The sequence below is a fragment of the Kribbella sp. NBC_01510 genome, assembly GCF_045040325.1.
Classification (GTDB): Bacteria; Actinomycetota; Actinomycetes; order Propionibacteriales; family Kribbellaceae; genus Kribbella.
This window is the reverse complement of the sequence record NZ_CP109418.1, coordinates 7,520,345-7,541,931: the sequence shown is the minus strand read 5'-3', so window position 1 is coordinate 7,541,931 and position 21,587 is coordinate 7,520,345. Positions and strand designations below refer to the sequence as shown.

The 21,587-nt window shown below is 68.8% G+C and carries 16 protein-coding genes; 13 read left to right on the top strand and 3 right to left on the bottom strand.

The annotated features are described in order from the left end of the window. Positions 1-23 precede the first annotated feature (23 nt). From OG558_RS37025 to OG558_RS37005, 5 genes are all read left to right on the top strand, one after another. On the top strand, positions 24-1,037 hold the full coding sequence (locus tag OG558_RS37025) for a hypothetical protein (protein WP_405067166.1): 1,014 nt from the start codon (positions 24-26) through the stop codon (positions 1,035-1,037). A 1-nt stretch (position 1,038) separates the two neighbouring features. Continuing rightward, a complete protein-coding gene (locus OG558_RS37020) occupies positions 1,039-1,719 on the top strand; it encodes a hypothetical protein (RefSeq protein ID WP_405067165.1) in 681 nt (226 codons plus the stop codon). Beyond that, the gene (locus OG558_RS37015) at positions 1,716-2,657 is read left to right on the top strand and encodes a RimK family alpha-L-glutamate ligase (RefSeq protein ID WP_405067164.1); all 942 of its coding nucleotides are present in this window, start codon (positions 1,716-1,718) and stop codon (positions 2,655-2,657) included. The genes OG558_RS37020 and OG558_RS37015 overlap by 4 nt, the downstream gene beginning before the upstream one ends. Continuing rightward, the gene (locus OG558_RS37010; protein ID WP_405067163.1) at positions 2,654-3,361 is read left to right on the top strand and encodes a hypothetical protein; all 708 of its coding nucleotides are present in this window, start codon (positions 2,654-2,656) and stop codon (positions 3,359-3,361) included. Before OG558_RS37015 ends, OG558_RS37010 begins: the two co-directional genes overlap by 4 nt. Before the next feature lie 165 nt (positions 3,362-3,526). Beyond that, positions 3,527-4,588, top strand: coding sequence for a M4 family metallopeptidase (locus OG558_RS37005; protein WP_405067162.1), 1,062 nt, complete (start codon positions 3,527-3,529; stop codon positions 4,586-4,588). 84 nt (positions 4,589-4,672) lie between these two features. Here the strand turns inward: OG558_RS37005 and OG558_RS37000 are convergent, their stop codons facing one another. From OG558_RS37000 to OG558_RS36990, 3 genes are read right to left on the bottom strand one after another with little or no spacing between them, the layout of a single operon-like run. Beyond that, a complete protein-coding gene (locus OG558_RS37000) occupies positions 4,673-5,392 on the bottom strand; it encodes a DUF4386 domain-containing protein (protein ID WP_405067161.1) in 720 nt (239 codons plus the stop codon). Position 5,393: 1 nt separating this feature from the next. Continuing rightward, positions 5,394-5,621 (bottom strand): hypothetical protein, encoded by a 228-nt coding sequence (locus OG558_RS36995; protein ID WP_329476468.1) that lies wholly within the window; start codon positions 5,619-5,621, stop codon positions 5,394-5,396. 54 nt (positions 5,622-5,675) lie between these two features. Further along, entirely contained in the window at positions 5,676-8,300 is a 2,625-nt protein-coding gene (locus OG558_RS36990) for a LuxR C-terminal-related transcriptional regulator (RefSeq protein WP_405067160.1), read from the bottom strand. 107 nt (positions 8,301-8,407) lie between these two features. Between OG558_RS36990 and OG558_RS36985 the strand changes: the two genes are divergently transcribed. The 8 genes from OG558_RS36985 to OG558_RS36950 all read left to right on the top strand — a co-directional run bounded on the left by OG558_RS36985 (position 8,408) and on the right by OG558_RS36950 (position 21,293). Then, entirely contained in the window at positions 8,408-10,231 is a 1,824-nt protein-coding gene (locus OG558_RS36985) for an ABC transporter ATP-binding protein (RefSeq protein WP_405067159.1), read from the top strand. Continuing rightward, the gene (locus OG558_RS36980; protein ID WP_405067158.1) at positions 10,224-12,005 is read left to right on the top strand and encodes an ABC transporter ATP-binding protein; all 1,782 of its coding nucleotides are present in this window, start codon (positions 10,224-10,226) and stop codon (positions 12,003-12,005) included. Before OG558_RS36985 ends, OG558_RS36980 begins: the two co-directional genes overlap by 8 nt. 224 nt (positions 12,006-12,229) lie before the next feature. After that, a complete protein-coding gene (locus OG558_RS36975) occupies positions 12,230-13,168 on the top strand; it encodes an ABC transporter ATP-binding protein (RefSeq protein WP_405067157.1) in 939 nt (312 codons plus the stop codon). After that, positions 13,165-14,532, top strand: a complete 1,368-nt coding sequence (locus tag OG558_RS36970) for an ABC transporter permease (protein ID WP_405067155.1) — start codon at positions 13,165-13,167, stop codon at positions 14,530-14,532. The genes OG558_RS36975 and OG558_RS36970 overlap by 4 nt, the downstream gene beginning before the upstream one ends. A gap of 5 nt (positions 14,533-14,537) precedes the next feature. Beyond that, entirely contained in the window at positions 14,538-17,279 is a 2,742-nt protein-coding gene (locus OG558_RS36965; protein ID WP_405067154.1) for a bifunctional YncE family protein/alkaline phosphatase family protein, read from the top strand. A gap of 7 nt (positions 17,280-17,286) precedes the next feature. Then, positions 17,287-17,946 (top strand): DNA/RNA non-specific endonuclease, encoded by a 660-nt coding sequence (locus OG558_RS36960; protein WP_405067153.1) that lies wholly within the window; start codon positions 17,287-17,289, stop codon positions 17,944-17,946. Next, positions 17,943-18,350, top strand: a complete 408-nt coding sequence (locus OG558_RS36955; protein ID WP_405067152.1) for a hypothetical protein — start codon at positions 17,943-17,945, stop codon at positions 18,348-18,350. Before OG558_RS36960 ends, OG558_RS36955 begins: the two co-directional genes overlap by 4 nt. A gap of 435 nt (positions 18,351-18,785) precedes the next feature. Then, on the top strand, positions 18,786-21,293 hold the full coding sequence (locus tag OG558_RS36950) for a DUF222 domain-containing protein (RefSeq protein WP_405067151.1): 2,508 nt from the start codon (positions 18,786-18,788) through the stop codon (positions 21,291-21,293). Positions 21,294-21,587 lie beyond the last annotated feature (294 nt).

Genomic DNA, 21,587 nt, shown 5'->3' with positions numbered 1-21,587 from the left:
CAGCCGCCGCGCAGGAGGGGACCATGTCCACCAACGACAGCAACGCCGAGGGGCCGCTCGTCTTCGGCGTACCGGGAAGCACGATCGCGGCCGCGCTGCGGGAGGCCGGCCTCGGCGAGGACGCGGTGATCGCGGTCCTCGGCCAGGCGATCTCCCGCTCCGCGACGGGAGCCGAGCGCGAGGCCGGGTTCACGTTCCAGGTGCAGATCGCCGAGACCGCGCCCGAGTGTGCGCTGACCTATCAACGGTTGTTCGTGCATCCGGACTTCATCGACGGCGTCACCGTGGTGCAGGCCGGTCAGACGCCGGACGAGATCGGGTTCAACACCCGCTTCCACGCGCTCGAGGGGGAGCTGGACAGCATTTCCCGCGACCTGCAGACGTCGAGCAACTGCGTGGCCGAGCTGCGGCGGGAGGTCTTCGAGCTGACCCAGGAACTGGAGGCGAAGATCACCGAGATCGACAGCCGGCTGGACGCGAAGGGCAAGGACAAGGAAGCCAAGGAGGGGAAGGAGTCGAAGGAGGGCAAGGAAGGCAAGGAGACGAAGGAGAAGGAGCAGAGCAAGGAAGGCAAGGACAAGGAGGGCAAGGACCACAAGGAACACAAGGACAAGGACCACATCGACAAGGTCTCCGCCCTGGAGAAGCTGGTCGCCATCGAGAAGCAACTCGACACCCCCTTCGCGCCGAACCTGACGCCCGGCGCACCGACAGGCCGGGAGCGCACCTTCATCACCCTCGACGACCGCCCCGACGTAGGCGCCACCGCGCTGGACGACGAACCACCACCACCGGCGAAGAAGGCCGCAAAGAAAGCAGCAAAGAAGGCCGCGAAGAAGGCCGCGAAGAAGGCGCCCGCTAAGAAAGCGGCGGTGGGAGAGCCAGCGCCGGGGGAGGCGGCCGCGAAGAAGACGGCTGCAAAGAAGGCGCCCGCAAAGAAGGCTGCGGCCAAGAAGGCTGCGGCCAAGACGGCGCCCGCGAAGAAGGCTGTCGCGAAGAAGGCGGCTCCGCCTCCGCCTGGTACTGCGGAGAGCTGACATGCGGTTGGTACTTGCGCACGACCACGACATCACCGCCCGCGAGCTGGCCGCCCGCTGGGGGAGCGAAGCCGTACTTCTCACACCTGCAGAGCTCAGCTCCGAGCACCTGCTTCTCCACCTCGACGAACGCGGCGCTGCCCAGGCTGAAGTGACCTCCAGGCCGGGAGTGACGTCAGTGCTCACCCGGCTCGGCGGCATCAGTGCCGCGGACCTGCCGCAGGTCAACGCGCAGGACGCGGTGTACGCGGCGGCTGAGCTGGACGCGTTCCTGCACGCCTGGCTCGGCGTATGGCCCGGACCGGTCATCAACCGGCCGAGCACCACCTGTCTCAACGGACCCGGCTGGCGGCCAGAGCAATGGGTCGTGGCAGCCACAGCGGTGGGCCTCCGGGCCCGTCCGATCCGGCGACGCGCAACGCTGACCGACATGCCTGACGACGACCCGTACGGCGGCACAACCGTGAACGCGACTCGGGTGACCGTTGTCGGCGGCAACTGGTTCGGCCCGGTGAACGAGGAGATCGGACACAAGTTGTGCATCCTGGCTGATGCAGTCGGATGCTCCACCCTCGAGGCCGACCTCGTCGACGACGTGATCACGCAGGTCAGTGCCTGGCCGGATCTCACGCCCCCGCACGTCGCCGATGCCTTGGCACGAGTTTTGGACGGCACACCGTGACAGCACTCCTCTGGGGACTGCCGGGCGACTCGACGCTGGCCGCAGTACACGCCGAGCTCATCCGGCTTGACGTACCGCTCCTGTTCGTCGACCAACGGCTTGTGCTGGACACGACAGTCGAGCTGAACGTCGGAAAGACCGTCGAGGGAACAGTGCGGATCGGCGACACGGCGGCCGACCTCGCCACCATCGGCGCCGCGTACCTGCGACCACATGACGGCGCCCGCGTGGCCGCAGTACGCGACCAGCCGCCTGGCTCGCCGGCCTGGCGGCACACCCAGGAAGTCGGCGACGTGCTGTCCGCGTGGGCCGAGCTCACCCCGGCGTACGTCGTCAACCGCCCGTCCGCCTCGGCGAGCAACGGCTCGAAGCCCGCCCAGCTCCGCGACATCGCTGCCGTCGGTTTCGCCGTCCCCGAGACTCTCGTGACGAACGACCCAGCTGCCGTCGCGGAGTTCTCGGCCGCTCACGACAGCGTGATCTACAAGTCCACGAGCGGGATCCGGAGCCGGGTGCGATGCCTGACCGATGACATTCCGCTCGAGGACGTGCGGTCCTGTCCGACGCAGTTCCAGCGAAAGGTGCCGGGGACCGACGTACGCGTTCACGTGGTCGGGGCGGAGATCTTCGCGACGCGCATCCGCAGCGACGCCGACGACTATCGCTATGCCGCCCGCCAGGGCCTGCCGCGCCCACGGCTGTCCACGACCGACGTACCCGATGACGTCGCGGACCGCTGCCGCTTGCTGACGTCCCGGCTCGGCCTCGCCGTCGCGGGCATCGATCTGCGGGTCACGCCGGAGGGGGAGTGGTTCTGCTTCGAGGTCAACCCGTCACCGGCGTTCTTGTACTACGAGTACGGCACCGGCCAACCCATCGCGACCGCCGTTGCCGGATTGCTGGCCGCCGCCGTCACGTGCGCCCAGGTGGCCCGATGAGCACGGCGTCGCGGACCCGCCGAGTGTCAGTCGGCCCTGCGGAGGTCTACCTGCACCGAGTCCTCACCAAAGCCGAGTCGGCGTCCGCGGTGCAGCAACTGCTGAGCCCCTCGCCGTCCTTCCGAGACATGTGCTGGCACTCCGGCCCAGACCTGGCCACGATCGGCACACCGCTCTATCGCAGCCGGAACAGCCTGCAGTCGTACGCCGAACAGGCCCGGGCCACCAACGCTCTGCTCTATGGCGCCTACCGATGGCTCTACGACCGAGTGGCCGACTTCTTCGAGGATCGCTACCGCCTCCCAGTGGACTTCGTGGACGAGCTCGCCGTCCCGGGTTTCCACCTGATGTCCTACGACCGGGCCGGCCGGTTCGAGGGCGGCGGCTGGCACTACGACCAGCTCGCGCAGCAAGTGCCGTACTTCGCCGACCGAACCGCAGCGATCGACGGGGTCCTCAACTTCACCCTCCCGCTTGCAGTTCCCAGCGGAGGCACCGGCATGGACATCGTTCCCGAACCGGCCGAGGCGAGTGGTCCGCGACAGCAGGTGCACGTGGCCTACCGGCCCGGCGTCGTACTCTTCAACGACTGCGAGCTGCTCCACCGGATCGGCGCCTCGGTCTGCCGCGAGGCGGGCGAGTTCCGGCTGACGATGCAGGGCCACGGCGTCCGCTACCGCGGCCGCCTCCTCCTGTTCTGGTGAACGGCACCGCATCACCGATCGGTGAGCCCTCGGTTTCGCTCCGGGGTCGTGACGGTGCGTCCCGCGCAGGGAATCCCCGAACCTGTGCCTCTGACCTTCCACCGAGCCTGTGGACGACCTACCTTGTGGTGGCAGTTCCCCTGCTGCGTCTACACGGAGGCCACGATGGCGTCGAAGGCTTGGATCACGAGTTGTGCTTTGACAGCGAGTGCTGCGTTAGTGCTGGCGATCGGGCTGACGGCTCCGGCCGCCGACGCGAAGCAGCCGCCCGTCGGGACGACCACGGCCAAGGCTCTCGTGTTCATTCCGAACCCGGTCCAGTCCAGCGGCAACGAGTCGCTCACCGACCAGGACGACTCCGCGACCGCGGTCCCGCGCGGTGACTACTACGAGGTGACGCTAACCGACCTGGACGGTTCCGGCTATCTGAAGGGCACCTGGGCGAACGTGCGCAGTAACACCGGGCCGGCGGCGTACAGCTCGAACGGCACCTATTTCTACGACCGCAGCGACGACCGGTTCGAGCAGGTGATGGCGTACTTCTGGGGTACCGAGACGCAGAAGTACCTGCAGTCGCTCGGATTCGGCACAGAACTGCCCGCCGTGAACGCCGAGAGCCAGGACTACAAGGTCGATCAGTACGGCGGGGACAACTCGTTCGAGATCGAGAAGCGCGACACGATCACCCTCGGCAAGGGTGGTGTGGACGACGCTGAGGACGGCGAGGTGATCGTGCACGAGACCGGGCACTCGATCCACGCCGCCCAGGTGCCGGGATTCGGGTCGACGCTGGAATCCGGCTCGATCGGTGAGGCGTTCGGCGACTACTTCTCGGTGACTGTCGGCGATTGGGTGGCGAAGAAGTACGGCGTTCCGGAGAACCCGAATGTGCCGCTGGCGTGCGTGGCGGACTGGGACTCGACGTCGTACACGTCGACCGTGCCGCATTGCCTCCGTCGTCTGGACGCCGGGAAGCACTACCCGGAGGACGTCGTCGGCGAGGTGCACGCCGATGGTGAGATCTGGTCGCAGGCACTGTTCCAGATCCGCACCGCGCTCGGCCCGACGGTGGCCGACCGGATCATCGTCAACGCCCAGTTCGGCTTCGCCCCGGACACCAGCTTCGCGGCGGCGGCCCGGCAAACGGTCGCGACCGCTCGATCGATGTACGGCGTGTCCCAGGCTGCTGTGGTACAGAAGGCGTTCGCGGACCGCGGCATTCTCTGACAAGGCGTACCGTCGGCACGCCCCGGCAAACGACCCTGCCGAACAGGTTGCCAACGGCAACTGTCCGGCAGGGTCGGTGCGTGGTCAGGCAGCGGTGTTCTTGAAGCCCTTGACGGTCATGTAGATGCCGATCGAGAGCTCCCAGGTCGCGACGAGCACCGTCCCGGCCGCCGACACTGCGGAGATCTGGCTGTTGTGTCCCAAGACGGTGAGGATGTTGACGGTCAGCAGCAGCGGTGCGCCGATGAGACCCATGGCGGGGATGAACCGCGGGACCAGACGGAACCGGTAGAGCAGGCTGCCGAGGAGCAGGGCGCTGAAGGCCGGCATGAAGCCAGGACCGAAGAGGAAGGTCCAGTCGCGGACCGCGACCAGTGCCTGACCGATGGTGGTGAGCGTGGCGGGGTTGGTGCCGGCGGTGCCGGCGACATCCTGGCGCAGAGTGACGACGGCGAGGAGACAGACGACGCCGATCATGATGACGGCGGCCTCCAGCATGCGGGAGGTGACGAAGCCGAGGGCCAGGGATTCCTTGCGTCGCTTCAGTACGGGGAACAGGGCGACCGCACTGCCGATGCCGGCGAGGGCGTTGACGAAATCGAGGAAGCAGCCCCAGAGCACGCGGGTGTCCTGTCCGGCGCCGGTGATGTAGGCGGTGTCGTTCAGCACCGGCTGGATCAGAATCAGCGCCGGGATCGAGGCGGCGAAGGTCACCAGGTAGAAGATCCCGGCGGCCCGGACGTGGTTCCTGGTCGGATCTGCGGAGCCGATGGTGGTGGTTGTGGTCGGTACGGTGATGGTCATGTCAGTCTCCTGAGTGCTGGGTCTGCCGGTCGACCGAGAGCAACGGCAGACCGAGATCGCGAAGTCGCTGGAGCAGGCCGTGCAGGGCTGCCTGGTCGGCCACGAGGCCGTGGATGACGGTGGTGCCGTCGGTGTGGTCGGTGAGGGTCATGCCCTCGAACCAGGTGGCCCACCGTGGGTCGAGTCGCCCCTGGAGGCGGATTTCGTACCAAGCTGAGTCGTGGTCCATAGCCGCAAGTTAGGAGCGGGCCTGGTGACCACGCATCACATCATGTGGTGACCTTCAGCGGGTGAGCAGTCCGAGCTGATGGGCTCGCCGGACCGCCGCACGCCGGTTGTTCACGTCGAGCTTGGTGTAGATGTGCTTGGTGTGGGTCCGCACGGTGTTCAGTGACACCACGAGTTCGCGGGCGATCGACGGACCGTCGAGTTCGCTCGCGAGCAGGCGAAGTACGTCGATCTCGCGATCGCTGAGCGGGTCGACGAGCTCCTGCTCGACAGCCGGCTTGCTGACCCGGGCAGGCCGGCGCGCCGCTTCGAGAACCTTGCGTAGGTAGCCCCAGTCGGGTCGGCGCCGATGCAGCGTCGCGAGCAAGGCCACCATCGGTTGCCCCTCGGCGATGAAGACCCGAACGTACCCCTCGGGCTCGGCAAGGGTCAGTGCTCGTTCCAAGGCGGCCGGATCGCGAGTGGCGAGGGCTTGCAGGACCAGCACCTCGATCAGGGTGCCAATTCTGCCGCCTGCCTCAGTGGCCGCTCGCAACCGATCGAGGAGCGGTACGGCGTCCCCGTGCCGGGCCAGCAGAATCCTGGCCAACGTCACGTGCTCGTACTCGCGGAGATACGAGAGCTCATCGTCGACCGACAGCTCCTGCGCCCAGTCCTCAGCCGCGGACAGCTCTCCGCGGGCGATCAGCAGTCGCGCCCGGACGGCGGCGATCGGACGGACATCCGGTGAGAAGTCGCCGACGTACACCCGCAGGGCCGCATCCAGCAGGTCCAGTGCACTGTCGAGGTCGCCTTCGGCCTCGCGGATCCGGGCCATCGCGACCCGCCATCGGTACGGGTTCTGCGGGAGCTCGGCCTTCGCGCCCAGGTCCTCGCTGCGGCGCAGGTAGTCGCCGGCCACGTCGAGGTCGTTCCGCTCCCAGGCCAGCTGGCTCGACCCGACGTACATGTCGGCCGTTCCACGCAGGGCTGGGCTCTCGTGGCCGGCGAGCTCGAGGGCTCGCTCGAACCTTGTCTGCGCCTGCCGGAGCCGGCCTCGGGTGATCTCGAGGTCGGCCAGGGTGATCGAGCAGCCCAGGACGTCGGAGATGTGCCCGATCCGTTCGAGACCCTGGGCGGCGGCGCTGTAGCCGCGATGCGCGGCCTCGAGGTCCCCGCCGGCCCAGGAGGCGAGGCCGGAGAGCGCCGAGGCGGCCGAGGTGGTGAGGTGGTCACCGTCGACGGCTCGCTCGAGCGCGAGCCCGGCGTGCTCGATCGTGCCGGCCGGGTCGCCCGCGACGAGGGCGAGCGCGGCCCGGTACGTCTCGATGGCGCCGGGAAGACGCTCGACCTCGCCGCGATCCACGACCACCAGGGCATCGGCAGGTCCGGCCAACTGTCGCTCGACGTCGTCGAGCCGATCCCCGATGCCGTGGAAGTCGTTGCTGGCCATCAACGCGCCGACGAATCCGATCGCCAGGACCGGCCGTCTCCGGACGAGCTCGTCAGGTATGTCGTCCAGCCAACGCCGGATGGTGGCTTCTTGCCGCTCCCGCCGCAACCCCGGGACAGCGAGTTCGATCAGGTCGGCGGCCCGGTCGACGTCGCCGGAGGCCACGGCGTGCCGAACGGCCGCGACCGTTTCGCCGGCGTCGGCGTACCACCGGCTGGCCCGTCGATGCAGCTCAGCGACGTCGCCGCGTTCCGCAAGCAGATGCGCCCGCAGGACATCGGCGAAGAGGTGGTGGTAGCGATACCACCGCCGATGGTCGTCCAGGGGTACGACGAACAGGTTCTGGCGCTCGAGTGATTCGAGCATCGCCTTGCCCCCGGGCTGTCCGGTCACGGCGTCGCAGAGTGGTCCGGTCAGCCGGTCGACCATGGAGGTCTCGAGCAGGAACCGGCGTACGTTCTCCGGCTGGCGGTCGAGGACCTCCTCGACGAGGTAGTCGACGACGTACCGATCGTCGCCCGCGAAGCCGTCGATGAACCCGGCCGCGTCACTGCGGCCCTGCAACGACAGAGCCGCCAGGCCGAGCGCGGCGATCCAGCCTTCGGTGCGTTCTTCGAGCGTTGCGATAGCCGTCGCGTCGAGATCTAACCCGGTCACGCCGTTGAGATAGGAGCTCACCTCGTCGAGCGTGAAGCGCAGATCGGCGGCGCGGATCTCGACGAGCTCGCCCCGAGCGCGCAGGCGAGCCAACGGGAGTGCGGGGTCGGCCCTCGTGCTGATCAGCAGGTGCAGTTGGGGCGGGAGATGGTCGAGCAGGTACGTCATCCCTCGACTGATCTCCACGCCGTCCGCGAGGTGATAGTCGTCGAGGACGAGGTCCACATCGTCCGGGAGCACGCTGAGTTCGTTGAGGACGCCGGCGAGGATCGTCTCGATCGGCGTCGGACCCGACTGCAGCACCACGAGAGCGCCCTCGGCCACGCCTGGTGCCGCACGTTCCAACGCGGTCAAGACGTACGTCCAGAAGGTGAGGGGATCCTGGTCGCTCTCCTCCAGCGAGACCCACGCCGCACGCTCGGCCGGCCAGGACGAGACCAGCGTCGTCTTGCCGAAGCCTGCCGGGGCTGACACGAGCGTGAGCCCGACGCTGTCCTTCCGCCGCAGGCGGTCGTCGAGACGTGGCCGTGCCACCAGCCCCTGGCGAGTTCGCGGGCGGTAGAGCTTGGTCTCGACGAGAGGGCCCGCCATCACACCCCATCCCGTTCGACGTCGTTGACATGAGGGTAAGCCCGGCGATTGCGGGGCTGACCGAAACTCGGATGCTTTTGTCGGTGGTCGCCGTTACGGTCGGTTGGGTGCTGACTCTGCTGCGGTACGCCTTGCGGGTGGCACCTGGGAGCACCGCTCTGACGATGGGTCTGGCTGTCCTCGGCTCTGTCCTGGGCATGGGGGTCACGCTGCTCACCGGTCAGGTGGTCGGGGCTGTTCCAGGTGTGATCGACGACGCCCCGGGAGCGATGTCGATGACAGAGTTCAGCTGGCTGCTCGGGGCGCTGCTGACGGTCTTCGTCCTGGACAGCCTGACGCCCGCGATCCACCGGGTGGCCTCGCTGATCATGGACGCGGCGCTCGTCCGGGAGATCGGCACCGGCATCACCGAGCCGCTGCTCCGTCCGCGCCGGGTCACGCACCTCGAGGACTCGGAGGTGCTGGACGTTCAGGATCGGGCCAAGGGCAAGGGCGGTTTCCATCTCGCGCAGGGTCTGGCGAATCTGCCCTGGCTGATGGCCAGCCGCGTGACCCTGGTCGGTTCCGCGGTCATCGTCGGCGTGATGTTCTCCTGGTGGGTCGCCGGGATGCTCGTCGCGGTGACCGCCCTGCTGGAGTGGTACGGCGGCCGCCTGATCGAGCGCGAGATCGACGTGTGGTGGGGCAACACCGAGGAGCAGCGGCGGGCGAACTACCTGTTCGACCTCGGCATGCGCGATGCGCCCAAGGAGCTCCGCGTCTTCGGACTGCATGATTGGCTGGTCCAACGCTACGTCCGCGAGTGGACCGCGGGCTTCCGCGCGGTCTGGGACCGGCGCGGCAAGAACGTGAAGTGGTCGGTCCTGACCGGCGGTCTGCACCTGGCGGCGAACGGGCTCGCGATCCTGCTGGTCGGCCGGGCCGCACTCGACGGCGACCTCCCCCTGACCCAGGTCGCGACGACTGTCCCGGCGATCCTCGCCATCGGGGTGTCCAGCAACGGGTACGGCGTCGTCCAGGTGCGGCGCGGGTTGTCGGCGTACCGGGCGATGAAGGATCTGCCCGGCACGATCGCCGACCGCCACCCCGAGCCGGCCGCGGTCAGCAGCCATCGCGTCGAGACCATGCCGGCGCGGGAGATCCGTTTCGAGAACGTGAGCTTCCGTCATCCCGGCTCGGACGTGGACGTACTGCGCGACCTCGACCTCACCATCCATGCGCACGAGGCGCTCGCGCTCGTCGGCGTCAACGGTGCCGGCAAGTCCACGCTGGTGAAGCTGCTCGGTGGCGCGTACCGGCCGACCACCGGCCGGATCACAGTGGACGGCGTGGACCTCGCGGACCTCGACCTGACCGCCTGGCAGCGGCGCATCGCCGCGATCGTGCAGGACTTCCTGCGGTTCCCGTTGTCGGTGACGGACAACGTCGTGTTCGGCGCGGTCGAGCGGGCCGGTGACGACATCACCCTCGCCAAGGTCGCCCGCGAGTCGGGCATCGACGAGGTCGTGCGCGGACTGCCGGCCGGCTGGGACACCGTGCTCGACAAGACCTTCGACGGCGGTGTCGACCTGTCCGGCGGGGAGTGGCAACGGATCGCGCTGGCTCGGGCGCTGTTCGCCGTACATGCGGGGGCCGGGGTGCTCGTGCTGGACGAGCCGGCGGCGGCGCTCGACGTCCGGGCCGAGGCCGAGCTGGTCGAGCGGTATCTCGAGCTCACGTCCGGAGTGGCGTCCTTGATCATCTCCCACCGGTTCTCGGTGGTTCGCAACGCGCACCGGATCTGCGTGCTGGCCGACGGGCGGATCGTCGAAGACGGCACGCACGAGCAACTGCTCGAGCACGGCGGGACGTACGCCGCCATGTTCCGGCTGCAGGCCGAGCGGTACGTGACCGCGCCGGAAGACCCGGAGAGCGAGGCCGTCGATGCGTAGCCTGCGGATCCTCTGGCTGTGGCTCGCCACGTCCTTCCGGGCTGCGCCGGGGCTGATGGCGATGTCGACTGTGCTCGTCGCGGCGCGGGCGATCACGGCGCCCTTGCAGACGTACGGCGTCAGCCGGCTCGTCGACGGGATCGCGGCGGACCAGTCGAGCACGATCGCTCTGGGCATCGGCATCATCATCGGCGGTCTCGCGGTCTCGTTCGTGGCAGACGTGGTGGGCTGGCCGTTGCAGGACACCGCGCAGGAACGGATGGCGGGTCGCGTCCACGCCGACCTGCTGGACGTGACGACGGGTGTTCCAGGGTTGTCGCATCACGAGCGACCCGACGTGGCCGACCGGCTGGAGTTGGTCCGCGAGCGCGCGTGGCGGATGGGCGTAGGCGCCGAGGTGCTGCTGTGGGCGTTCGCGACGGTGACGAACACGGCGACCGTGCTCACCCTGCTCGGCTCGGTGCAGCCGTTGCTGCTCGTGCTGCCGTTGCTCGGTGCGACGCGGATCTGGTCGGCGTACCTGAGCAGCACGCGACAGCAGAAGGCCTGGGAGGACTCACTGCCGCAGGAGCGCTTGGTGGACCGGCTGATCGAGGTGGCGAAGGACCCACGGACAGGGCTGGAGCTGCGTGTGTTCGGGCTCGGGAAGGTCTTGCTGGACAAGATCTTCGCGCTCCAGACGGAGCGGTTCCAGCGCCGGGTCGCCGCGGCGCGCTGGGGCGGAAAGGTCGACGGGGTGGTGCGGCTGGCCTTCGGTCTCGCGTACGCCGCGGCCGTCGTGTGGATCATCGCCCGGGCGAGGGACGGCCTGCAGACGGCGGGCGACGTCGTCCTCGTGCTGTTGCTGGCGCCGCAGGTGGATCAGATGACCGGCGGCATCGCGCAGAACGTGTACTGGGTCGGCGAGGTGGTCCGGAGCTTCAGCCGGTACGACTGGTTGCGCGAGTACGCGAAAGAGAATTCGTGGCAGCAGAGCGTCACGCCGGCGCCGGCCCGCCTGAGGTCCGGCATCGAATTGCGGAACGTCGGATTCTCCTATCCTGGCTCGGATTCCGCCGTACTGAGCGCGATCGATCTCACCGTGCCCGCGGGATCGGCCGTCGCGCTGGTGGGGGAGAACGGCGCCGGCAAGACGACGCTGGTCAAGTTGCTCGCGCGGATGTACGACCCGACCACCGGACGCATCCTGGTCGACGGCGTCGACCTGGCGACGATCTCGCCGGACGCGTGGCGGTCACAGCTCTCGGCGGGCTTCCAGGACTTCGTGAAGTTCGAGCTGACGGCGGGTCTGGTCGTCGGGATCGGCGATGTCGAGCGGGCGGACGACGAGGCCGCCATCCGGGCTGCGATCGCGCGAGGTGACGCGGAGTCGCTGATCGCCGGACTGCCACGCGGGCTCGATACGCAACTGGGCAAGAAGTTCACCGACGGCGTCGAACTGTCCGGCGGCCAGTGGCAGCGGCTGGCTCTGGCCCGGGCCTTCATGCGCGAACGCCCTCTCCTGCTGCTCCTCGACGAGCCGACCGCGGCACTGGACCCCGAGGCCGAGCACCGGCTCTACGAGCAGTACGCCGCTGCCGCCCGGATAGCGGCCACCGAGACGGGAGGGATCACCGTGCTGGTGTCCCATCGGTTCTCGACCGTCCGGATGGCCGACCTGATCGTTGTCATGCACAACGGTCGCGTCGAGGAGGTCGGCACCCACGAAGACCTCCTGACCCACGGCGGCCGGTACGCCGAGCTCTTCGAACTCCAGGCTCGCGCCTACCGATAAAACGCCACTCCGGCATGGGTTGAAACTTACGCTTGATGGGTATTCCATCGAAGGGAAGTTTCGCGGCGACGCCTGATGTACCTCGCCGGGGAACTTCTGAGAGCCGGCTGAGAGCGTGATGAACAGCGGACGTCTCCCGTTCTTCGATCGTTCAACCGCCGGTTCCTGCCCGACGTTGTATTCCTTTCTAATGTTTCTCCGTCAGTAACACCGAGAAGGGAACCATGGACACACCCCCTGCAGTGCGGGCTCGCGGAATCGTCAAGTGCTTCGGTGAGGTGGTCGCCCTCGACGGCATCGATCTGGACGTGGCGCAGGGACAGCTCCACGGATTGGTCGGGCCGAACGGTGCGGGCAAGACGACGTTGCTCGGTCTCTTGCTGGGACTGGCCGTCGCCGACAGCGGCAGCTTGGAGATCCTCGGTACGCCGGTCGGCCGGGCGCTCGCCGTCCCCGAGGGCGTCGCGGGTTTCGTCGACGGTCCTGGTCTCTACCCCTCGCTGACGGCCAAGCAGAACCTCGCCGCCCTGGCCGCTCTCCGCGGCGACGCACCGACGATGGGCATCGGCGACGCACTCGACCAGGTCGGGCTGACCGACGTCGCCGACGACAGGGTCCGTGGCTTCTCCCTCGGCATGCGTCAGCGCCTCGGCCTCGCCGCTGCGCTTCTCACCAAGCCGCGCTTGCTCGTGCTCGACGAACCGTCCAACGGCCTCGACCCCGCCGGCAAGAAGCACGTGTACGGCGTCCTCACCCGGCTCGCCGCCGACGGAACTGCCGTGGTGCTGTCGAGTCACCGGATGGACGACGTCGAGGCACTGTGCTCGGACGTCACGATCCTGGCCACCGGACGAGTCGTCTTCTCCGGCCCGATGACGAAGCTGGCCACCGAGGGCCGGGAGCTCGACTACCGGCTCGTCACCTCCGACTCTGACGCCACCCACCGGCTGGCCGGTGAGACGGCCGGGATCCGGGTCGTCGACGACAGCGGCGTACGGCAAGGCGCCGACATGCTGGTGGTGTCCGCCTCGGTGGCTGCCCTGGACGAGCTCGTCAAAGGGCTCGTGCACTCCGGGGTCGCGGTGCGCGAGCTCGCACCGGTCGTGTCGCCACTCGAAGCCGCGTTCCTCGATCTCACCGAACAGCAGGAGTCGGACCGATGACCGCCACCGTCGCCGAGGCCACCAAGGAAACTGCGGCGCCCGTCGCCCGCAGCGTCTCGGTCTCGCGCGCCTACCGCTTCGAGTTGGTCAAGCTGCTCTCGCAGTGGCGCGTGCGCCTGCTGATCGTCGCGTGCTGGCTCGCGCCGGCGCTCTTCGTCGCGGTGATCAGCCAGCAGGCCGCGCTCCCGGTCGACACCCTGTTCGGCCGCTGGATGCATGCGACCGGGTGGGCGGGACCGCTGGTGATCCTCGGCTTCTCGGGATCCTGGGCGCTCCCGCTGCTGACCTCGCTGATCGCCGGTGACGTGTTCGCCTCCGAGGACCGGCTCGGCACCTGGCGCCATCTCCTGGTCGCGGTGCGATCGCCGCGACGGATCTTCGTGTCGAAGGCGCTGTCCAGCCTCACCGTGATCGTGGTGCTTGTGATCGGGATGGTGTGTTCGAGCACGATCAGTGGACTCGTGGTCGTCGGCAACCGATCCCTGAACGGCCTCGACGGCCACCTGCTGTCACCAGGCGACGCGGCCGGAAGGGTCCTGCTCGCCTGGGCCTGCGCACTCGCCCCGACGCTGGCTCTCGCCGCGATCGGCCTGCTCGGGTCCGTCGCGCTGGGCCGGTCGCCGATGGGCCTGCTGCTGCCGGCCGTGGTCGCCCTGGCGATGCAGATCGTTCAGCAGCTCCCGGTCCCCGTCGCGATCCGCTACGCACTGCCCGGCTACGCCTTCATCAGCTGGAACGGGCTGTTCACCAGCCCGGCACAACGCGGACCGCTGCTGATCGGCATCGCGGTCAGTCTGGTGTGGGTCGTCGTCGCGACCGCCCTGGCCTACTTCCTCTTCGTCCGGCGCGACTTCACCAACCCGGCCCACGACGGATCCGGCCGGCTGGCGATCACCGCCGGCCTGCTGCCGCTCGTCGTACTGTTCGGCCTCACCGCCGGGGTGCTGGCCCCGGTGGCCGGGGTCGGCTCCGGGATCGACCAGGACAAGGTGCAGCGGTCGGTCGCCACGTCGTTCGCGCACCTCTATCGCCTGCAGACCAAGCAGCTCAACCGGCCCGACGTCACCGAGGCGCAACTCCAGACCTCGGCCGCCTGCACCAAGGGCGGCGACCAGGTCGCCGCCGTCGGTGCCGGCAACGACTGGCGTTGCGTCGTGAGCTGGCACATCCCTGGTGTCGAAGCGGCCGGTTCGGCCATCTACCAACTCGACATCAACCCGCTCGGACGGTACGTCGCCGACGGGGACGGACCGAAAGAAGTCAACGGCTTCTTCCTGGTCCGGACCCCGGCAGGCGACGAACCGAATCCGCTCTGGCAGTTCGACGCCAACATCGAACTGCTTCCGTCCACCCCGAAGGGATAAACCCCATGCAGGTAACACGCCGCCGCCGGCGTGACGAGAAGGGCCTCACCACCCTTCTTCGCCGCCGGATACCACTCGTGACAGCCGGGACGACCGCTGTCGCCGTGGCCCTAGCCGGCACTGCAGTCGCCGCCACCCACCAATTCGGCTACGACCAGGTCGGCCAGGTCACCGACAAGGGCGAGGTGATCTCGAGCGACCAGTACATCAAGCCGCTCGGCGATCGTCTGGTCCTCCAGAAGGGCAAGATCATGTCGTCCACGGTCAGCGCGGACGGCAGCCACATGGCTGCCTCCGTGACCGACGGCGGGATGGCGCTCGCGATCATCGACCTGAAGAACTGGAAGGTTCAGCAGTACGTCGGCAACAACGCCGCCGCCGACCTGAGGATCCCCGGGAACGACATCGGCCAGGAGGGCCCGACGTACTCGCCCGACGGGTCGCAACTGTGGCTCGGGCAGGCCGACGGCTACCGCAGGTTCACGGTGAACCAGGACGGTTCGCTGGCCAACCCGACGTTCGTCACGATCGCCGCGGACGGCGCGAAGCGCGCGCTGGTCGGCGAGGCTGTGTTCTCGGCCGACAGCTCCACGGTGTACTCCGCGGTGAACGGCCAGAACCGCGTGGTCGCGATCGACACGGCGACCGGCACCGTCAAGCAGAGCTGGGCCGTCGGCAACGCCCCGCGTGACATGGTTGTGGTCGGCAACAAGCTGTACGTGAGCAACGAGGGCGGCCGCCCGGCCAAGCCGGGTGACCCGACGATCAACTCGTACGGCACCCAGGTGGTGGCCTCCCAGGTAACCGCGGCCACCACGACCGGTACGGTCAGCGTCATCGACCTGGCGAACCCGGCCGCCGCCGCGTCGAGCATCGACGTCGGTCTGCACCCGACCGCGCTGTACGCCAAGAACGGTGCCCTGTTCGTCACGAACACGGCCACCAACAACGTGTCCGTCATCGACACCACGAGCGACAAGGTCGTCCAGACCATCGCCACCCAGCCGTGGCCGGAGGCCTCGGTCGGCTACGAGCCGAACGGTGTGACGCTCACCGACGACGGTCACCTGCTGGTGACGCTCGGCCGCGCGAACGCGGTCGCGGTCTACAAGTACAAGAACCCGCTGGAGCCGGTCAGCTACGTCGGCCTGGTCCCGACGGACTACTTCCCGGCAGAGATCGCGACCGTCGGCACCAAGATCGTGGTGTCCAACACCCGCGGTGTGGACGCCCGCCGTACGACGACCGCCGCCGGTCACAGCACGCACGACACCACGTCCAGCCTGACCCAGTTCACGCTGCCGAACGACCAGGCGATCCACGGCCTCACGGCGCAGGTCTTCCAGCAGAACGGCTGGGACAAGGGCTCGGCCGCGACGGCCGACGCCACGGGCGCGGCCGCGGTGCCGGTCCCGCTGCGACTCGGCGACCCATCGACGATCAAGCACGTGTTCCTGATCGTCAAGGAGAACCGGACCTACGACCAGGTGTACGGCGACATCCCGGAGGGCAACGGCGACCCTGCGCTGACGCAGTACGGCGAGAACGTGACGCCGAACCAGCACGCGATGGCCAAGCAGTTCGGCCTGTACGACAACACCTACGACATCGGCACGAACTCCGCCGAGGGTCACAACTGGCTGATGCAGGCCGACAACCCGGAGTACACCGAGTCCTCGGCCGGTGAGTACCTGCGTAGCTACGACACCGAGAACGACGCGCTCGGCCACCAGAAGAGCGGCTTCATCTGGACCGGTGCGCAGGCGGCCGGCAAGACCGTCAAGGACTTCGGCGAGTTCCAGTCGATCGAGCAGAAGCCGGCCGGCGCGACCTGGCAGAACCTGTACTGCGACACCAAGAACATGCAGGCGACCGGTCAGGACACCGCCTACCCGATCAAGGTCGGTTCGGCGATCCCGTCGCTGAACGACGTGTCGGTGCAGGGCTTCCCGCAATTCGATCTGAATGTCCCGGACATCTACAAGACCGAGATCTGGAAGAAGGACTTCGAGAAGAACGGACCGGCCAACCTCAACATGTTCTGGCTGTCCAACGACCACACCGGCGGCCCGAACAGCGGCCCGGCCGGGGTGGCTGACAACGATCTCGCCGCCGGCCGGATCGTGGACGAGATCTCGCACAGCCAGTACTGGAAGGACTCGGCGATCTTCATCCTCGAGGACGACTCCCAGGCCGGTCTCGATCACATCGACGGCCACCGGGCGCCGATCCAGATCATCAGCCCGTACGCCCAGCACGGCGTCGTCGACAGCCACTACTACACGCAGATCACGACGATCCGCACGATCGAGCAGATCCTCGGGATGAAGCCGATGAACCAGAAGGACACCGCGGCCACCCCGATGTTCGGCGCGTTCACGCAGCAGCCCAACTTCACTCCGTTCAACGCCGTTCCCAACCGGACGTCGCTGACGGCGGGTCTGGCCACGCTGCCGCCCTGTGGCGCGGATGTCCCCGCGGCGCAGAACCCGAACGCCGCGCCGGTGCCGAAGGCAACGGTCCCGGCTGACCAGCAGGCGGTCGCCGCGCAGTGGGAGACGTGGCTGGCCCAGCAGCGGACCACCGGTCCGAACGCGAAGGCCGACTTCGCCAACCCGGCGCAGATGAACCACTTCGACTGGTACCAGGCGCACGACTGGTCCACGCCGTACCCGGGCGAGGACAAGATCGTCGCTCCGGCCGACGTGCCGGGTGCCGTCATCCCGTCCGCGGAGAACGACGGCTGATCAAGGTATGACGGACCGATCGCGCCGGGCGTCGGGCCGGATCGAGCAACCTGCCGATCCGGCCGACGTCCGGGCGGTCGGGTACGGCCCCGGCGATGTGGTGCAAGTGCCGGAGCGGTACGCCGGTCTGCCCGTCCGCAAGGAGAAGTCGGGACGGGCGGATCACTGGAACGACAACCTGTCCGCACCGGAGCCGTCGTCGGTCTACGTGGTCGACGACCGCTACCTGTACGCGACGGACAAGGCCGGCCGGGTCACCCATGCCGAAGGGTGGCTCGGCTGGCTGCCGTCGGAGCAGAACGACGAGCGTCGCGACCTGGACGCGCAGCGCGAGGCCGGCGAGCCCGACCGCGAGCGCACCGACGATGGTGGTCATCTGTTCGCGACGGTGTTCGACGGCCCCGGCGAGGCGATCAATCTCACCGCGCAGTCGCGGACGCAGAACCGCGCGGTGAAGGGCAGCGACAACTGGCGCCGGATGGAGGAGACCTGGCAGGCGCTGCGGGCGGCCGGCATCCAGGTGCACGCCGCCATCGACGTCCGGCACCCGAACGGTACGTCGCGCCGCCCGTCGGCCCGGACCGTCGTCGACCGGCACGAGGGCCGGCGATCGCCACGGCGTATCTTCAAGGAGACCAAACCGCCGCCGGCCCGGGGACGAGAATGAGCGAGATCGGCACCATCGACGCGATCGCCCGTGCGTTGACCGCCGGGCTGCCCGCCGGATGGCGTGAAGTGAGCGCGGTCTACCGGGCCACAGCGCCGTACGCCGAACTGGATGCGACCCTGGTCGGCCCGGGTGGTGAGCCGACGCAGCTCGACCCGCTGCCCGACGGGCTCGAGGACCTCTTCGAGGCCCTGCGGCGACAGATGTACCAGCCGGGCAAGGGCGCGTGGCTGACCGCGCACGTCGGCGTCAGCGCGGACGGGCGGTTCACAACCGACTTCGACTACGACCATGAACCTGCCTGGTCGCTCGCTGTCGACGCGGGCATCTACGCCGCCGACCTCGCTGAGTTCCCGCGGGACGACGAGTACATCCCGGACTGGTTGCGGACCAGCTCCGGTTGAGCCGCGCCACCTCCCGCCTGGAGTCGACTGACCTGCGGTTGACCAGATGACGCCGTACGGAGTTACGCGTGCACGGGCCGATTCGCGTCGTGCAAGGTGGCAACGACGTCGCGGTGCCCGGTGGACTCCAACGTGTCTCCGCAAGGCCTTGGACACAACGCAGCTTGAACGACCGCGAGGTGCAGCGAGTCCACAGGACCTCGACAACGAAGGCCGAAACATGATGTCAACCACCCGGCCGGGCCGTCGCGCGCAGTCGAGGTGGTTGCTAGCGGCAATCGTTCTGATATTCGGGCAGTACGAGAGCGGCCCGCCTCACGCGCGAGGCTGTGCACAGTCCCGGACCGCTGTGGATAGTCTCTTGTGAATGGAATCCCTTGAAAACAAGGGCTTCCGGGTTTGAAAACTGTCGGGGGCGCCGCCTACAGTTTGTGTATGGAGATTCTCGGACAGCGACCGGTGTGGTCGATGAGCGGCAGCGACATGCTGTCCACTCTCGACGCCACCTACGCCGAGATCGCCCGCCTGGAAACCCTCGCCCTGCACCTCATCGCCGGCCTCGACACCACCGGCCACGCCCACGAACTCGGCGCCGGCACCACCGCCCGGCTACTCACCTTCCGCTACCGCATCGACCCCACCAAGGCCCGCCGCGACGTCCACCTCGCCACCACCCTCGACAAGTACCCCGCCGTCGCCGCCGCCCTCCCCGACCCCAACCCGCTGCCAGACGACCCAACGACCGCTACCGGTGCCAGCGACGACGACCTGACCGACGACGCGAGCGGCAGCGACGCGGGCGGCAGCGACGCGGGCGGCAGCGACGCGGGCGGCAGCGACGCGGGCGGCAGCGACGCGGGCGGCAGCGACGCGGGCGGCAGCGACGCGGGCGGCAGCGACGCGGGCGGCAGCGACGCGGGCGGCAGCGACGCGGGCGGCAGCGACGCGGGCGGCAGGAATGGCAGCGACGGCGAGCACGATGCGGCGCGGGTGGGGGTGTTGTTGCACCCGGCGCAGGCCGAGGCGATCGTGTCCGCGCTGGACAAGGTCCCGGCCACCGTCCCGGCCGACGACCTGCGGGTCGCCGAACAGCAACTGGTCGAACTCGGCCGCACCCACGGCCCCCTCGACCTGCGCAAAGCCGGCCGCCTCGTCCGCGACCGCCTCGACACCGACGGCCCCGAACCCGCCGAACAAAAAGCCTACGACCGCGAGTCGCTCACCCTGAAGAACGCCGCCAACGGCGTCGCGTTCACCGGCTACCTGGCCAACGACAACGCCGAACTGTTCCGCACCCTCATCCACACCCACGCCAAACCCCACAAAACCATCGACGGCGCCCCCGACCCCCGCCCCCGCACCAAACGCCAAGCCGACGCCCTCACCACCCTCCTCACCACCACAAACCCCACAGCGGGCACAGTCGCCACCACCACCACCACGGCCGCCACCACACGCGCCGCCGCGCCCGCAGACACCGCCACAGCCGCCTCTGCGAGCGCCAGTGCGCCCACGGACACCGCCGACACCGCGCCCGCAGCGACCACCACCACCGACAGCGCCGACAGCGCCGACAGCGCCGACAGCGCCGACAGCGCCGACAGCGCCGACAGCGCGGACAGCGCCGGCAGCGCGGGCAGCGCGGGCAGCGCGGGCAGCGCGGGCAGCGCGGGCAGCGCGGGCAACCGTCAAGGGCGCGGGGCCGCTGCCGGGCACGGCTCGAAGCCACACATCACCGTCACCATCGACTACAACGACCTCAAGGCCGCCACCGCCGACAAACTCGGCCACCTGATCTACGGCGACGCCCTGTCGGCGGCCACCATCCGCCGACTGGCCTGCGACGCCCACATCCTCCCGATCGTGCTCGGCTCGGACTCCCAGCCACTCGACGTCGGCACCACCGTGCGGCTCGCCACCGGCCCGATCCGCAAAGCCCTCATCACCCGCGACAAAGGGTGTGTGTGCTGCGGCGCCCCACCCATCTACTGCGACGCCCACCATGTGAAGTCGTGGATCGACGGCGGCGAAACCAAGATCACCAACCTCGCCCTGCTCTGCAAACGGTGTCACCGCGACCTGCACGCCGGGCACTGGACCATCCAGATCACCAACGGCATCGTCGAGGTCGCCCGCCCCGCCTGGGCCACCCCCGGCCCCGTCCCCCGCGACAGATACCGGCCACCAACCACCACACCCCACCCACCCCCGGCCACACCCACAACCAGCGCCACCACCGGCCGCGCACCCACGACCGACCCAACTACCGGTCACGCACCCACAACCGACCCAACTACCGGTCGCACACCCACGACCAACCCAACCACCGGCTGCGCACCCACCGGCTGCGCACCCACAACCAACCCAACCACCGGTCACCCACCCACAACCGACGCCACCACCGGTCACGCACCCACGACCGGCGCAGCCGCGGGCGGCCCCGTCACCCACGCCTGGCCACGCGACACCGACCCACCCTGGATCACCGCCGACGAAACCGCACGCCTCAACCCCTGGGGCGACACCCCCGACGAACGACCCGTGCGCGCCAAGCAGCGCCCACCCGCCACCGAGGTCGATCCGTGGGGTGAAGGCTCCGGCGGCCGCCCTTCCGGCGTACCCAAAGAGCCAACCGGCAAAGCCCCTGCCGCCACAGGCCTCGACGTCTGGGGCGATCCAGTGAAGCCGCCCCCGACAGTTGATGGCAGCGGCGAGTTCGCCACGCGCTCCGGCGGCACGTTCGACCCCTGGGGCGACCTCGAGCTGGACGCCGACCAGCACAACTCTGCTGACGATCAGCCGGGACCCGAGCGCAGCCTCTCAGGCCCCTGGGGCGCTTCCACAACGCCCCCTGGCGCCCTCGCGGCGACCCCCACTGCCACTGCCGCGACCACTGGCGCGTCTGCCGCCACCTCGACCGCCTCCACTTCGACGGCGGCGTAAGTGCTGGGCTTGGCGGCGTTCTGAATCAAGCGTCGGCACCACGGGCTCATGTCGAGCGCGCTCCCCGCAACAACCGCGTCGCCAGCCGGCGGCCCGGCCGAGCAGGATGCCGACGGCGAACGAGATCACCGTCGCCAGACCGATCAGGCCGACGGTCCAGGGCAGCGTCTGATCGATGACCTGGGAGACCGGCACACAGACTATTCGGACGACGACACGTTCGGCGTGCGGCCGGACAATAGGTGAACCGCAGGGTCGCTGTGCGGTCGCGGACCGTACCTCGGAAGGCGCCTC